This is a genomic window from uncultured Rothia sp. (assembly GCF_916715725.1).
Taxonomy (GTDB): Bacteria; Actinomycetota; Actinomycetes; order Actinomycetales; family Micrococcaceae; genus Rothia.
The window spans coordinates 96,216-108,988 of sequence record NZ_CAKAPD010000004.1; the positions used below are offsets into that span (position 1 = coordinate 96,216).

Here is a 12,773-nt window from a genome sequence, read left to right on the forward strand (position 1 = left end):
TCCCCGCGTGTGCTGGGGGCGTTATTTTCAGGGTATAGTATTTATTAATACATACAGATACGCATAAGTCGTGCGCTCCACTGTGGACTCACCATCCAAGCGAACTAACCACTCGCCAGAGAAGCGTATGCGGAGATTACTCACCATTTTCTCCGGCACGACGCCACCGCGTATACCCATGATGCCCTCCGGATTTTTGCGTCAGGTATACGGGGTTACTACCGATAAATACATAGAGAGGAATAGGCGATGTCTATTCAGAACTTCCCCCGCGTCAGCGTTGATACTTCCAAGTTCGACCTGCCCGTATTTACCCCTGCCGTCGCGCCCGTTCGTATTCCTACCAAGACTTACGATTTGGTGGTGTCCCTCGGCACCGACGTTCACACTTTTGATCGTCTTCTGCGCTGGGTTGAGGCTTACCTTGAGGCTCACCCCGAGGTCACCTGCCTCGTGCAGCACGGTCACACTGCGCCCATTAAGCACGCAGACAACCTTAAGCTTCTTCCCGCCTCCGAACTGCTGGACTACTACGCAACCGCACGCGTGGTGCTGGTTCAGGGCGGCCCCGGCTCTATCCAGGATGCCCGCCGCACCGGCGCTCTGCCCCTGGCTGTTCCGCGCCGCGCAGAGTTCGATGAGGTTGTTGACAACCACCAGGTCCCCTTCACCGCTTTGATGGAGAAGCGCGGCCACGCTGTTGTTGTTGAGAGCCGTGAAGATCTCTTCGCTAAGCTCGATCTTGCTCTAGCGAACCCCTCCCTGTTCCGCACCGCTGACCCGTACGTCTCCACCCCGGAGATTTCCGCAGCTCAGCTGGGCGAGGAACTGCAGGACCTGCTCGCTGGCAAGACCCACCGTAAGGATTCCTTCTGGGGCCGTCTGAAGCAGGCCGCTCGCGCGCACCGTGCGGGTAAGGCTGAGATGGCTCGCATCGACGCGATGGCTCCCAGCGCCTAAGGTTTTCTTGCTTTCTAAGCTCAGCATCCTCGTGATGCGGTGTGGGAGGTGCTCTGCCGGGTGCTTCCCACATTTTTAGACCGGCATGCGAATCCTCCAACCACCCTGTGAGAGGCTGTGGATGTTTTCCCTTGTTCACGGCATATTCTCAGGTGGATTCGCGTCTTTACATTGGTTGCGAAACCCCGCGCACCGTATCCTTAGTAAGGGATAATGCGCGGGGTTTTCGCGCACTACGAAAGGAACAATTATGGCAGTTCAGGAATCGACCGTTATCAACGCAAGCGTTGAGCAGGTTATCGAGGCGTTCTCCAGCGAGGACTTCGCACGCTTCGTCTGCTCCGAGGTTGGCGTTGAGTTCGGTAGCTTCTCCGTTTCCGGTGACACCTCCGCAGAGTTCACCGCAACCACCGAGCGCACCGTGCCCGCTGAGCGCGTACCGGACATCGCTCGTAAGTTCGTCGGTAGCGGTGTCTCCATGACTCAGGTGGACACCGTGAGCGCACCGGCAGCTGATGGTGCACGCACCGTCTCCACCGAGGTGAAGGTTAACGGCGTGCCCGTTTCCGCTCAGGCTACCCAGAAGCTGACCCCCGAGGGTGAGCAGACCCGCCTGGACGTCAACGGCGAGGTTTCTTGCTCCATCCCGCTGGTGGGCAAGAAGATCGCTGCCGCAGCTGAGCCGCAGGTTGGCCGCGTGCTGAAGGTTCTGGGCACCTCCGCTGAGAAGTGGCTGGCACAGCGCTAAAGCTTATAAACGCTCGCCTTTGGAGGTGTAGCTGATATACGGCTAGATACGCCGATATACAGAGGATCCCCGTCGTAAGTAATTACGGCGGGGATCCTCTGTTCTTTATGGTTCTCTACGAGCTCTAGCGCCCGTATGAGGGCCTATGCGCGTTAGGAAGCGACAGCGTTAGGAAGCAACAATCGCCTCGGAGTACTCGCGCTCGCCGAGCAGCTCGGCGAAGCGGCGCATCTCTACGCGCAGGTCGTGTTCTGCTTCGAGCAGATCAACAACCTTGCGGAGCTTGGTGCTGGAGGTGTGCTCGGTGTAGGGGAAGTAGTGTACCTCCACGCCGACCTCTGCGAAGCGTGCTTCGAGAGCGTTACCCTTGTCGGTGCCCTTCCAGTCGTCGCCCTTGAAGAAGACGTTGAAGGGCTTCTGCTTCCAGGTTTCGAGCTTGTCGGGGGTGGTTTCGACGTGCACTTCGTCCACGTAGTCGATGTGGCTGACGATGGCGGCACGCTCTTCGATGGGGATGACCGGGCGGCGGCCCTTGGTTACTTCCAGGACGTCGTCGTGCACGACGCCTGCAATGAGGTAGTCGCAGTTTTCCTTGGCCTTGCGGAGAATCTCGAGGTGGCCGTAGTGGAAAAGGTCGTAGGCGCCTGCGGCGTAGCCAATAATCATGGGGCTTCCTTGTGGTTGGTAGCGGCGATGGGTATTCCGGTGTGGTTGAGGTACCGGAGGGTGAGAAACGTATCCGCGGTCTAGGGTGAGAGCATGAGATGAAACGAAGAATGTGCAATATTGAGAAAATATTTTCTTATATTGCCCTATTTCTTCGCGCTGTTGCCTTAGAACGTGCGGGTCCGAAAAGAGTTTCTCGAGGGTGCTGGTTGGGCGCCCTTCGTCCTTTTATTTTACCAGTCACCTTTTTGGAGGAAAAAGGGGAAGATATAAATATGAGGCGGATACAGTGTAGTATCCGCCTCATATTTTCTATACCTTACCTGAAATCAAAGAAAGCTTATATAGATAAACAATTATTTGCTAGGTTTTAGCGAAGATTTTTAGCCAGTATTTTCTGCAGGCTTTGACCGCGCATGCTTACGTTCTCGTGCAATCTTTTAGGTTGAGTAGCCATTCGGTATTTTCGATTGGCGTTCAAATATTGGCTACTCCCCCGCCGTTTCAGTCTGACTTCCCAGCACAGAGTTAGTTCTTCGCGACAGCTTCCTTGGTAGCTTCTTCAACAGCAACCCAGGAAAGCATTGCGCACTTCACGCGCGCCATAAACTTCGAAACGCCTGAGAATGCCGCCATATCGCCGTACTCTTCTTCGTCCAGGGTCACCTTGCCGCGCGAGCGCAACATCTCGCGGAACGCATCCACGTGGCGCTGAAGCTCGGAGGTAGTCATACCGGGAGCCATTTCAGAAAGCACAGAAGCGGCAGCCATGGAGATGGAGCAACCGTCACCTTCCCAAGAGATAGACTCGATGGTCTTCTCGCCGTCCTTCAGCTCGTCAGAGAGCACCACACGCAGGTTGATTTCGTCACCGCAGGTGGGGTTGTACTGGTGGTTATCGGCGCTTGCATGGCCGGCGGGTACCTCAACGAGGTGCTCGCCGCTGCGCTGCTTAGAATGCTCCAGAATGATTTCCTGGTACAGGGATTCAAGAGACACTGTGTTCTTCTTCCGTCAGTTGGTATGTCTGAAAAATTGGGGCGTTAGCGTCTAACGCGTCTGTTTTAGAGACCGAAGTAGGGGCGCACCTCAGCAAGTGCCTTCAGGAAAGCGTCCACGTCTTCGGTGGTGTTGTAGATGTAGGTGGAGGCACGGGTCGAGGCGGTCACACCGGCGCAGCGGTGCAGTGGCTGGGCGCAGTGGTGGCCCACGCGCACGGCGATGCCCTGGGTGTCGAGCAGCTGGCCGACATCGTGCGGGTGCACGCCGTCGATTGCGAGAGCAACCAGGCCGGCACGCTTGGAGGGGTCAGTGGGGCCAAGCAGGCGCACGCCTTCAATCTTCTGAACACCCTCAACCAGGCGAGCGCCCAGTTCGTGTTCCCATGCCTCAACGTTCTCCATGCCCAGGTGCTGCAGGTAGCGCACAGCGGCGGCGAAAGCTACCGCCTGGGAGACGCGCTGGGTGCCTGCCTCAAACTTGATGGGGGCGGGCATGTACTCGGCGTCCTGCAGACCCACGCGAGTAATCATGGAGCCACCGGTCAGGAAGGGCGGCAGGGCGTTCAGCAGTTCGGCGCGGCCGTAGAGGGCGCCAATGCCGGTGGGCGCCAGCATCTTGTGACCGGAGAACGCCGCGAAGTCGACGTCCAGGGCGTGGAAGTCTACGGGCATGTGTGGCACGGACTGGCAGGCGTCCAGCACAACGAGCGCGCCGTGCTTGCGAGCCATGGCGACCATGCGGGGCACATCGGTAATCGCGCCGGTCACGTTCGAGACGTGGGTGAACGCGACAATGCGGGTCTTCTCGTTAATGATGCCCTCGGCTGCCTCATAGTCGAGCTGACCATCCTCGGTGGAGGGGATGTGGCGCAGGGTTGCGCCGGTACGCTGGGCAAGAATCTGCCAGGGAATCAGGTTCGCGTGGTGCTCAATCTCGGTGGTGACGATTTCGTCGCCGGGGCCCAGCGCAAAACGCTCGGCAGGCTTGCCGCCGATGCCCTGGGAGGCGTTACCGATGCTGTAGGCGATGAGGTTCAGCGCCTCGGTGGCGTTGGAGGTCCACACCAGCTCCTCCTCCGTGGCACCCACGAAGCCGGCCACGGTGCGGCGAGCGTCCTCGAAGAGGTCGGTCGCCTCGACGGCAAGGGTGTGCGCGCCGCGGTGTACGGCGGAGTTGGCGCGCAGGTAGAAGTCGCGTTCTGCGTCGAGAACCTGCAGGGGTTTCTGGCTCGTAGCCCCGGAATCCAGGTAGACCAGGGGGTGCCCGTTGACCTCGGTGTTGAGGATCGGGAAGTCCTGGCGGAGCTGACGCACAACGTCGTCGCTCAGGGGGATGTTGGCGGGGGTGGAGTATTCAGCCACGGGTACCTTCTTCTCTCGCTCATACGCTCCACGGGGCGGGTATTTTCCCGTCGTGGAGCGTATAACGTCATTCTTTTCTAGCTTATTCCCTTGAGTGGCTCTTGCATAGTTAGGTAGAGCCTAGTTCGCGGGGCGCACAGCGGCGAGGCAATCGGCTAGGATGCGGCCCCGTGGTAGCGCTGCTGGGTAGCCTGTAGGCCCTCCTTGATGAGCATGACGGTTGCATCCGCGGCGTTCGAGATGAGGAACGGCAGAGCCTTCGCTTCGGTGCTGCTGAAGGGTTTGAGCACGAAGTCCGCGGTGTCCATGCGTCCGGGCGGACGACCGATGCCGGTACGCACGCGGTAGTAGTCCTTGGTGCCCAGCGCCTTGGTGATATCACGCAGACCGTTATGGCCGCCCTCTCCCCCACCAATCTTGAGCTTAATGGTGTCGAAGGGGATATCCAGTTCATCGTGCACCGCGATGATACGGTCGGGGTTAATATCGTAGAACTGGGCTAGAGCCGATACCGGGCCGCCCGAGGTGTTCATATAGGTCAGGGGCTTGGCCAGCACTACCTTGGGTCCGCCTATACCCAAACGTCCTTCCAGCACCTGGGCGCGCGCGCGTCCGTGCTTCTTGAAGCCACCGCCTACTTCACGCGCCAGTTCATCAACCACCATCTGGCCGATGTTATGGCGGGTTTTCTCGTACTCCGGGCCCGGGTTCCCCAGACCAACAATGAGCCACGCATCAGACATATCTTCGCCCTTTCCACGGCGCTGTAAAAGGTTTTTAGAAAATTCATGGACTACACCATTCTATGAGTATGGCCCGCTACCACCTCAGAAGAGAGGTAGCGGCGGGCCATCCACAAATCATTGTTGCGCTAGGCGCAGGGCGCGGTCTAGTGCTTTGAGTTATCTGAGTCGTGAGCTTCGCCAGCCTGATCTGATTCCTCGGAAGCTTCAACGATGTCACCCTCGGGTGCGTTTTCGCCTTCTTCACCGGGCTCGGGAACGTCGAGTTCCTCGGGCTCAGAAACGTTAACGATCAGCAGTTCAGCGTCTGCAACCAGGGTTACGCCTGAGGGCAGTTCAACGTCTGATGCCAGAACGTGAGCGCCAGCTTCGCGGCCTTCGATGCTCACGGTCAAAGCTTCGGGTGCCTTCAATGCGTCAGCTTCAACCAGAAGAACGGTTTCTTCCTGGTTAGCAACGGCGCCAACAGCAGGCTCGCCTTCAACGTGTACAGGAACCTCAATCTCAACGCGCTCGCCGCGCTTAACGGTCAGCAGGTCGATGTGCTGCAGTTCAGGGCGGATTGCGTGACGCTGGATGTCCTTGATCATTGCGAGGTGTGATTCACCTTCGATGTCGAGGTCGAGGATAGCGTTGGGGACGCGGGCAGCCAGGGTGGTTGCGTGGCCGGGGAGTACTACGTGCTTGGGCTCTTCGCCGTGGCCGTAGATGACGGCGGGGATGTCGCCTGCCATGCGGATGCGGCGCGCGTAGCCCTTGCCGAAGTCGCTACGTACGGTAGCTGAAATTTTGATGGTATCTGACATGAGTTGTCCACCCTTTCTTGGTTAGAAGTTATGCGCCAAGTGGAATAGGGACTGGCGCCAGAAATCTCTTTCCAACCAGCCACCGTCAGTTACGGACCTACACGTTTCGTGTATTCCACCGCCTTGGCCAAGACAATATTGTACAGGTTCCCGGCTCTTCTTCAAGGGCCGGGAACCTGTGATATGGCGCTTTTCACGCCTTTTATGCTGTTGTCAGCAGATATAGAGCCAATTCCTTAGAGGATTAGGAGCCCATTTCTGCCAAGTAGGCGGCAAGCGCCTCGCGGTGATCACGCGGGGTGAAGCCTGCAGCAATCAGCTTGGACAGGTCCATTGCCGAGTTCGTCGGACGGTGAGCGAAAAGCTCAACGTTGGCGAAGTAGGCCTCGGTGGTGGTGTCGCTGACGCGTGCCGGGTCGTGGCCGGTACCCTCGTACACCGCGCGGGCGAACTGCGCCCAGTTGATGACCTCGCCGGTGTTCGACACGTTGTAGGTGCCGTATTCCGCGCCCGAGAAGAGCAGGTGCAGAGCAGCAGCTGCCAAATCCTGGGTGAAGGTCGGGCGACCCCACTGGTCGGCGACCACGGACGGGTCGATGCCGCGCTCTGCCAGGGAGGCCATGGTGCCCACGAAGTTCTTGCCAGCACCGACAACCCAGCTGGTGCGCAGGGTGTAGTGCTTACGCCACGCGGCGGCGGCAACCTCACCGGCTGCCTTGGATGCGCCGTAGACGCTCAGCGGTGCCAAGGGGTGATCCTCCGGGTATTCCTCACCCAGGGGCAGGGAACCGTCAAAGACGTAGTCGGTGGATACGTGTACCAGCGGCAGGTTAGCTTCTTCACAGATGGAGGCAAGAGCGCTCACGCCCAGGGCGTTAGCTGCCCAGGCGTCGCGGCGACCCTCGGGGGTTTCTGCCTGATCCACTGCGGTGTACGCTGCAGCGTTGATGACCGCACGGAAGGAGCGCCAGCGGAATGCGTCGCGCCACTGCTCGGGCTTACCCAGGTCGAGGCGGTCGCGGTCCACAGCCAGGAAGGGTACGTTCTGCTCGGTGAGCTGGCGAACCAGCTCGGTGCCGAGCTGACCGCCCGCGCCAATAATCAGGATCGGGTCGGCTTCCAGGGGCTTAATCTCGTTCAGACGCGGGTGGTTACGGTCCTTCTCAGAGAGCTCAGCCTTCGCCAGGTCGATGGGCCAGTCAATTGCGACGGTCTCATCGGCAAGGTTCAGGAAGCTGTAGCCGGATACTGCGTCCGCCGACCAGTGGTCATTCACCAGGTAGGTGTAGGCGGTGTTCTCTTCCAGGGTCTGGAAGGAGTTGCCCACGCCGCGGGGCACGAAAATTGCGGTGTCCGGGCCCAGCTCAACGGTGACGACCTTGCCGAAGGACTCGCCGGCGCGCAGGTCAACCCACGCACCGAAGATACGACCGGTTGCAACAGAAACGTACTTATCCCACGGCTCGGCGTGGATACCACGGGTGGTACCTACCGAAGCGTTGAAGGAAATGTTGTTCTGCACCGGGTTGAAGTCGGGCAGACCGGCTGCGACCATCTTTTCGCGCTGCCAGTTTTCCTTGAACCAGCCGCGGTTATCGCCGTGAACCGGCAGGTCAATGATGAGCAGGCCGGGAATCTCGGTTTCAGTAACCTTCAATTCCTTGGTCATTACTGGCCAGCCTTTGCATACTTAGCCTCAACCTCAGCCTTCAGGGGCTCCCACCAGCCGCGGTTGTCGGTGTACCACTTAATGGTGTCGGCAAGACCGGACTCGAAGTCGGTGAACTTCGGCTCCCAGCCGAGCTCTGCACGCAGGCGGCTACCGTCGATTGCGTAACGCAGGTCGTGACCGGGGCGGTCAACCACGTGCTCGAAGTCGTTCTCATCCTTACCCATCAGGCGCAGGATGGTGCGCAGAACGGTGATGTTGTTCTCTTCGCCGTCTGCACCGATGAGGTAGGTTTCACCAATCTTGCCCTGCTCCAGGATGCGCAGCACAGCAGAAGAGTGGTCGGATGCGTGAATCCAGTCACGAACGTTCAGACCCTCGCCGTACAGCTTCGGGGTCAGGCCCGAGAGGATGTTAGTGATCTGGCGGGGGATGAACTTCTCGATGTGCTGGTAGGGGCCGTAGTTGTTGGAGCAGTTAGAGATGGTTGCTTCAATACCGAAGGAGCGGACCCATGCACGCACGAGCAGGTCGGAACCTGCCTTGGTGGAGGAGTAAGGAGAAGAGGGGTTGTAGGGGGTGGTTTCGGTGAACTTTGCAGGATCGTCCAGCTCGAGGTCGCCGAAGACCTCGTCGGTGGAGATGTGGTGGTAGCGAGTGCCGTGCTTACGGACTGCTTCCAGAAGGCTGAAAGTACCGATGAGGTTAGTGTGGATGAACGGTTCGGGGTTGGACAGGGAGTTGTCGTTGTGCGATTCCGCAGCGTAGTGAACGACAGCGTCTGCCTTGCCGACCAGTTCGTCAGCCAGCTCGCGGTCGGCGATGTCGCCTACGACGAGCTTGAAGCGGGATTCAGGAAGACCCTCCAAAGACGCAGCATTTGCGGCGTAGGTCATCTTATCCAGCACAGTAATAGTGTGATCAGTGTTATCGATGAGGTGGTGAACAAAGTTCGAACCAATAAAACCGGCACCGCCGGTAACAAGAATGTGAGCCATACGGTAGATTTTACCTGGCTAAACGGTGATTTTTATGCCTCAACAACGAGATAAACATGACACAATAAGAAGTTATGAAGGGAATTATTCTTGCCGGCGGTACCGGAAGCCGTTTGCACCCTATCACTCAGGGTATTAGCAAGCAGCTCACTCCGGTCTATGACAAGCCGATGATTTACTACCCGCTGTCCACTCTCATGCTGGCGGGTATCCGCGATATTTTGATTATTACCACTCCTGCCGATCAGGAGCAGTTCCAGCGATTGCTCGGTGACGGTTCCCGTTTCGGTATTAATCTCGAATACAAGGTGCAGCCTTCTCCGGATGGCCTGGCACAGGCATTCATTCTGGGTGCTGACTTTATTGGTAACGACCCTGTAGCACTCGTGCTCGGTGACAATATCTTCTACGGCCCCGGCCTGGGTACTCAGCTTGCCACCTACGAGCAGAAGGACGGCGCAACCGTCTTCGCTTACCGGGTTGCTGACCCTCGCGCCTACGGTGTGGTGGAATTCGATGAGAACTTCAACGCGCTGTCTATCGAAGAGAAGCCCGAGAACCCCAAGAGCGACTACGCAATTCCGGGTCTGTACTTCTACGACTCGAAGGTTGTAGAGTATGCACGTCAGATTAAGCCTTCTCCGCGCGGTGAGTTGGAAATCACTGACCTTAACCGCGTCTACCTGGAACAGGGTAAACTGAAGGTTGAGGTTCTGCCTCGTGGCACTGCGTGGCTCGATACCGGAACCTTTGATTCACTCGCTGATGCCACTAACTTCATCCGCACCGTTCAGAGCCGTCAGGGCCTGTCAGTTGGTTGCCCGGAGGAAATTGCGTGGCGCCACGGCTGGCTCTCCGATGATCAGTTGCGCGACATCGCTACCCCCCTCGTCAAGAGCGGCTACGGTAGCTACCTGCTCGGATTGCTCCGCTAATAACCCACCAGGGGATCTTCGTATCCCTTCACCGCCTGCAACAACACTCCACGTTGCAGGTACACTAACTCAAACTTTCTGGAGTATTCTCACTACCATGACCATTTTGGAATTTTTCCGCACCACGAGGGCTAACCTCTGGCTGCTGATTATTGGCATCGTTGTCGGTGCCGCAGCGGGCTTCGGCTATGCATCACTGCAGCCGAAGGTCTACGCCGCGTCCTCCTCGGGCTACGTGACCGTGGGCGAATCCGGTACGGTGGATGTTCTCTCTGGCTCTACAGCCGCTAAGGAGCGCGCTCGCTCCTATGCAGCTATCGTCTCCTCTGAGGCCGTGGCACAGAAGATTAAGCAGAACAACCCCGAATTATCGATGACCACCGGTCAAATTCGCGGTAGCCTCACCGCAACTGCAGGTGAAAACGCTGCACTGATTACCGTGAGCGCTAAGGCTTCTTCCCCGAAGAATGCACAGTTGCTTGCTAACGGTGCATTGCAGGCTACTGCCGACTACATCAAGGAAATTGAGCAGAACCCCGGTAACGCTCAGGCTCTGGTGAACGGCGAAAACACCGGCGCAACCCCGACCGGTGGCAACACCGTTCGCGTGATTCCGCTGAATAACGCGAGCGTGAACCCGCCGCTGGTAGCTCCGAACTACCAGCAGAACGTGCTCATCGGTGCTGGCACCGGTTTGGTTCTGGTCTACGCGGCAATCTTCCTGCGCCGTGCACTGGATCAGCGCATCCGTACCCGTGACGACGCTACCAAGGCAACCGGCGCAAGCGTCCTCGGTGTTCTGCCCGTCAGTGACGACCTGAACGAAGACAACATCGTTAAGGGCGACACCGACGACCACATCGCTCAGGAATCCATTCGTCAGTTGCGCACCAACCTGCGCTTCGTGAACGTTGACACTCCCCCGCGTTCGTTCATCGTCACCTCCGCGGTGCCCGGTGAAGGTAAGTCGACCGTGTCGCTGTCGCTGGCTCGCGCAATGGCTGATGCGGGTTCACCCGTCATCCTCATTGACGCCGACCTCCGCCGCCCGACTGTGGCTAAGAAGCTGAAGCTGGACGCTAAGGTTGGTCTGACCCAGGTTCTGGCTGGCCAGGTTGAGATTGCTAACGCTGTGCACCAGCTTGGTGAGTCGAACCTCTTCGTCCTGCCTGCAGGCCGTATCCCCCCGAACCCCTCCGAACTTCTGGGCTCGGATAAGATGCGCCAGCTGATTAACGAACTCTCCGAAGAGTTCATCGTGGTCGTCGACGTTCCGCCGCTGCTGCCCGTGACCGACGCTTCGTTGCTCTCCCACTCCGTGGATGGCGTGATTCTCGTTGGTTCTATCGGCCGAAGCCACCGTGAACAGATGACTGAAGCTTCCAACATCCTGAAGAAGGTCAACGCTAACCTCCTCGGTATGGTTCTGAACCGTGCTCCCCGTAAGGGTCTGGGTAACTCCTACTACGGCTTCGGTTACGCAAGTGCCTACGTTGGCTATGCAACCTACTACGGTTACGGCAAGGAAGGCGACAAGAAGTCGTCAAAGAAGTCCTCGACCAAGAAGTAATAACGTAATAAGCGCCCTAAAACATAGGGAGCGACTTAGGGCGGGATGGGCAGTTTTTCTGCCCGTCCCGCCTTATACTTATCTGGTATACATGTGCACCGAAAGGCTATTGTGACCACTCACTCACCCAATACGCCGGAGCCGCAGACCACTCCTCTTGCGGCACGGATTCGGCTTGCGCACGCCTACTTCCAGCGAATTGCCGACATGCACTCCATCGATATTATGCATGTCAAAGGCTACGCTTTCTCCCAGGAAATTTACCGCAAAGGCAGGTACAGTTCCGATGCCGACCTGCTGGTCCGTCCCTCTCACGTGGACCGCTTTGTAGAGATCCTTTTGGCAGATGGATGGCGTATCCAAGCCCATTTCGAGACAGGCTCCGTGTTCGAACACGCGATGACGCTCTACCACGCTTCATGGGGTCTGACCGATATTCATCGTTTCTTCCCCGGTCTTGGACGCCACGGCGATTATGAGAAGGCTTTTGAACGCGTCTGGGCGGCACGCAAGACCCGTATGATTGCTCACCGTCCCTGCGTTGTCCCCAGTGATTTGGACGCGCGTCTTCTCGTGGTGCTTCACCGCGCCCGCGCAGCATCACGCTACAGCGCAGATATTAACTATCTGGTCTCTCTGCTCTCGTACAGCGATTGGCAGCGCCTGCGAGCCCGCGCGGAGGAGCTTGACTCATCCCTGGCGTATAGCGCGGCTATGGGCGGCTTGGAGCAGTACCGTGACGACCGCGACTACCTGCTGTGGCTGTCTGTCTCTCAGGACGTCCCCCACTATATTCAGTGGGTTGGGCGCCTGCAGGCGGCGACCACCCTGCACGATAAGCTACGCACCCTCAAAAATATTTTCTTCGTGAATAAGGACCACTTGGCGATGCAGCTGGGACGTACCCCCACCAAGGCTGAAATTCGTGCCAAGTTCTTTGAACGTTTCGGAATCAAGGTGAAAAAATGAGCAACCCGGTAGATTCCCTCCAGACCGTCTACGGTATCCCCGAGAACATCGCGTACGTTCATTCTGAAGAGTTCGCTAAGTACTCCCCCACAGCAACGTATCTTGCAAATCTTGCCAATGGTGAGCTGTCTGTTCTTCAGGATTCTGCCTCCATTATTTGGAGTATCTTTGAGGACCCAATGTCTCTACAGGAAGCTATCGATTTGCTCTGCGAAATGTATGAACAGCCCGTAGAGACCATGGGACCGCAGATCGAGGGGTTTATCCCCGAGCTGCTAGCCAAGGGGCTCCTAGAAGCCCGCTAGGCCTCCCAGAAGACACAAAGAAGGCGGGGCGGTAGAAACTA

At 57.9% G+C, this 12,773-nt stretch carries 13 protein-coding genes; 6 read left to right on the plus strand and 7 right to left on the minus strand.

The annotated features are described in order from the left end of the window. Window positions 1-249 precede the first annotated feature (249 nt). The gene (locus QZ822_RS03950) at window positions 250-960 is read left to right on the plus strand and encodes a glycosyltransferase (RefSeq protein ID WP_294642759.1); all 711 of its coding nucleotides are present in this window, start codon (window positions 250-252) and stop codon (window positions 958-960) included. A gap of 250 nt (window positions 961-1,210) precedes the next feature. Further along, window positions 1,211-1,708: a DUF2505 domain-containing protein gene (locus tag QZ822_RS03955; protein ID WP_294642761.1), complete on the plus strand. Its 498-nt coding sequence runs from the start codon at window positions 1,211-1,213 to the stop codon at window positions 1,706-1,708. 168 nt (window positions 1,709-1,876) lie between these two features. Here the strand turns inward: QZ822_RS03955 and QZ822_RS03960 are convergent, their stop codons facing one another. The 7 genes from QZ822_RS03960 to rfbB all read right to left on the minus strand — a co-directional run bounded on the left by QZ822_RS03960 (window position 1,877) and on the right by rfbB (window position 8,953). Continuing rightward, a complete protein-coding gene (locus QZ822_RS03960) occupies window positions 1,877-2,374 on the minus strand; it encodes an adenylyltransferase/cytidyltransferase family protein (protein WP_005508886.1) in 498 nt (165 codons plus the stop codon). Between the two features lie 528 nt (window positions 2,375-2,902). Further along, window positions 2,903-3,373, minus strand: coding sequence for a Fe-S cluster assembly sulfur transfer protein SufU (gene sufU, locus QZ822_RS03965; protein WP_294642762.1), 471 nt, complete (start codon window positions 3,371-3,373; stop codon window positions 2,903-2,905). A 65-nt stretch (window positions 3,374-3,438) separates the two neighbouring features. Continuing rightward, entirely contained in the window at window positions 3,439-4,737 is a 1,299-nt protein-coding gene (locus QZ822_RS03970) for an aminotransferase class V-fold PLP-dependent enzyme (RefSeq protein WP_294642764.1), read from the minus strand. A gap of 155 nt (window positions 4,738-4,892) precedes the next feature. Continuing rightward, window positions 4,893-5,480 (minus strand): aminoacyl-tRNA hydrolase, encoded by a 588-nt coding sequence (pth, locus tag QZ822_RS03975; protein ID WP_294616762.1) that lies wholly within the window; start codon window positions 5,478-5,480, stop codon window positions 4,893-4,895. A 146-nt stretch (window positions 5,481-5,626) separates the two neighbouring features. Continuing rightward, window positions 5,627-6,286 carry a 50S ribosomal protein L25/general stress protein Ctc gene (locus tag QZ822_RS03980; protein WP_012904012.1) on the minus strand — a complete coding sequence of 220 codons (660 nt, stop codon included), beginning with the start codon at window positions 6,284-6,286 and terminating at the stop codon, window positions 5,627-5,629. Window positions 6,287-6,530: 244 nt separating this feature from the next. Further along, window positions 6,531-7,955 carry a dTDP-4-dehydrorhamnose reductase gene (gene rfbD / locus QZ822_RS03985; protein ID WP_294642765.1) on the minus strand — a complete coding sequence of 475 codons (1,425 nt, stop codon included), beginning with the start codon at window positions 7,953-7,955 and terminating at the stop codon, window positions 6,531-6,533. Beyond that, entirely contained in the window at window positions 7,955-8,953 is a 999-nt protein-coding gene (gene rfbB / locus QZ822_RS03990) for a dTDP-glucose 4,6-dehydratase (protein WP_044142793.1), read from the minus strand. The genes rfbD and rfbB overlap by 1 nt, the downstream gene beginning before the upstream one ends. Before the next feature lie 74 nt (window positions 8,954-9,027). Between rfbB and rfbA the strand changes: the two genes are divergently transcribed. The 4 genes from rfbA to QZ822_RS04010 all read left to right on the plus strand — a co-directional run bounded on the left by rfbA (window position 9,028) and on the right by QZ822_RS04010 (window position 12,732). Further along, on the plus strand, window positions 9,028-9,888 hold the full coding sequence (gene rfbA / locus QZ822_RS03995; protein ID WP_294642767.1) for a glucose-1-phosphate thymidylyltransferase RfbA: 861 nt from the start codon (window positions 9,028-9,030) through the stop codon (window positions 9,886-9,888). Window positions 9,889-9,985: 97 nt separating this feature from the next. Beyond that, window positions 9,986-11,458 carry a polysaccharide biosynthesis tyrosine autokinase gene (locus QZ822_RS04000; protein WP_049346727.1) on the plus strand — a complete coding sequence of 491 codons (1,473 nt, stop codon included), beginning with the start codon at window positions 9,986-9,988 and terminating at the stop codon, window positions 11,456-11,458. Between the two features lie 111 nt (window positions 11,459-11,569). Next, the gene (locus QZ822_RS04005) at window positions 11,570-12,427 is read left to right on the plus strand and encodes a nucleotidyltransferase family protein (protein ID WP_049355186.1); all 858 of its coding nucleotides are present in this window, start codon (window positions 11,570-11,572) and stop codon (window positions 12,425-12,427) included. Further along, complete coding sequence (locus QZ822_RS04010) at window positions 12,424-12,732, plus strand: PqqD family protein (RefSeq protein WP_294642769.1); 309 nt, start codon at window positions 12,424-12,426, stop codon at window positions 12,730-12,732. The genes QZ822_RS04005 and QZ822_RS04010 overlap by 4 nt, the downstream gene beginning before the upstream one ends. Window positions 12,733-12,773 lie beyond the last annotated feature (41 nt).

What these genes read in the sequence shown, in the direction of transcription:
- rfbD (WP_294642765.1), bottom strand. Translation starts at nt 7,955, where the DNA reads ATGACCAAGGAATTGAAGGTTACTGAAACCGAGATTCCCGGCCTGCTC.
- QZ822_RS03980 (WP_012904012.1), bottom strand. Translation starts at nt 6,286, where the DNA reads ATGTCAGATACCATCAAAATTTCAGCTACCGTACGTAGCGACTTCGGC.
- QZ822_RS03955 (WP_294642761.1), top strand. Translation starts at nt 1,211, where the DNA reads ATGGCAGTTCAGGAATCGACCGTTATCAACGCAAGCGTTGAGCAGGTT.
- QZ822_RS03950 (WP_294642759.1), top strand. Translation starts at nt 250, where the DNA reads ATGTCTATTCAGAACTTCCCCCGCGTCAGCGTTGATACTTCCAAGTTC.
- rfbA (WP_294642767.1), top strand. Translation starts at nt 9,028, where the DNA reads ATGAAGGGAATTATTCTTGCCGGCGGTACCGGAAGCCGTTTGCACCCT.
- QZ822_RS03960 (WP_005508886.1), bottom strand. Translation starts at nt 2,374, where the DNA reads ATGATTATTGGCTACGCCGCAGGCGCCTACGACCTTTTCCACTACGGC.
- rfbB (WP_044142793.1), bottom strand. Translation starts at nt 8,953, where the DNA reads ATGGCTCACATTCTTGTTACCGGCGGTGCCGGTTTTATTGGTTCGAAC.
- pth (WP_294616762.1), bottom strand. Translation starts at nt 5,480, where the DNA reads ATGTCTGATGCGTGGCTCATTGTTGGTCTGGGGAACCCGGGCCCGGAG.
- QZ822_RS04010 (WP_294642769.1), top strand. Translation starts at nt 12,424, where the DNA reads ATGAGCAACCCGGTAGATTCCCTCCAGACCGTCTACGGTATCCCCGAG.
- QZ822_RS04000 (WP_049346727.1), top strand. Translation starts at nt 9,986, where the DNA reads ATGACCATTTTGGAATTTTTCCGCACCACGAGGGCTAACCTCTGGCTG.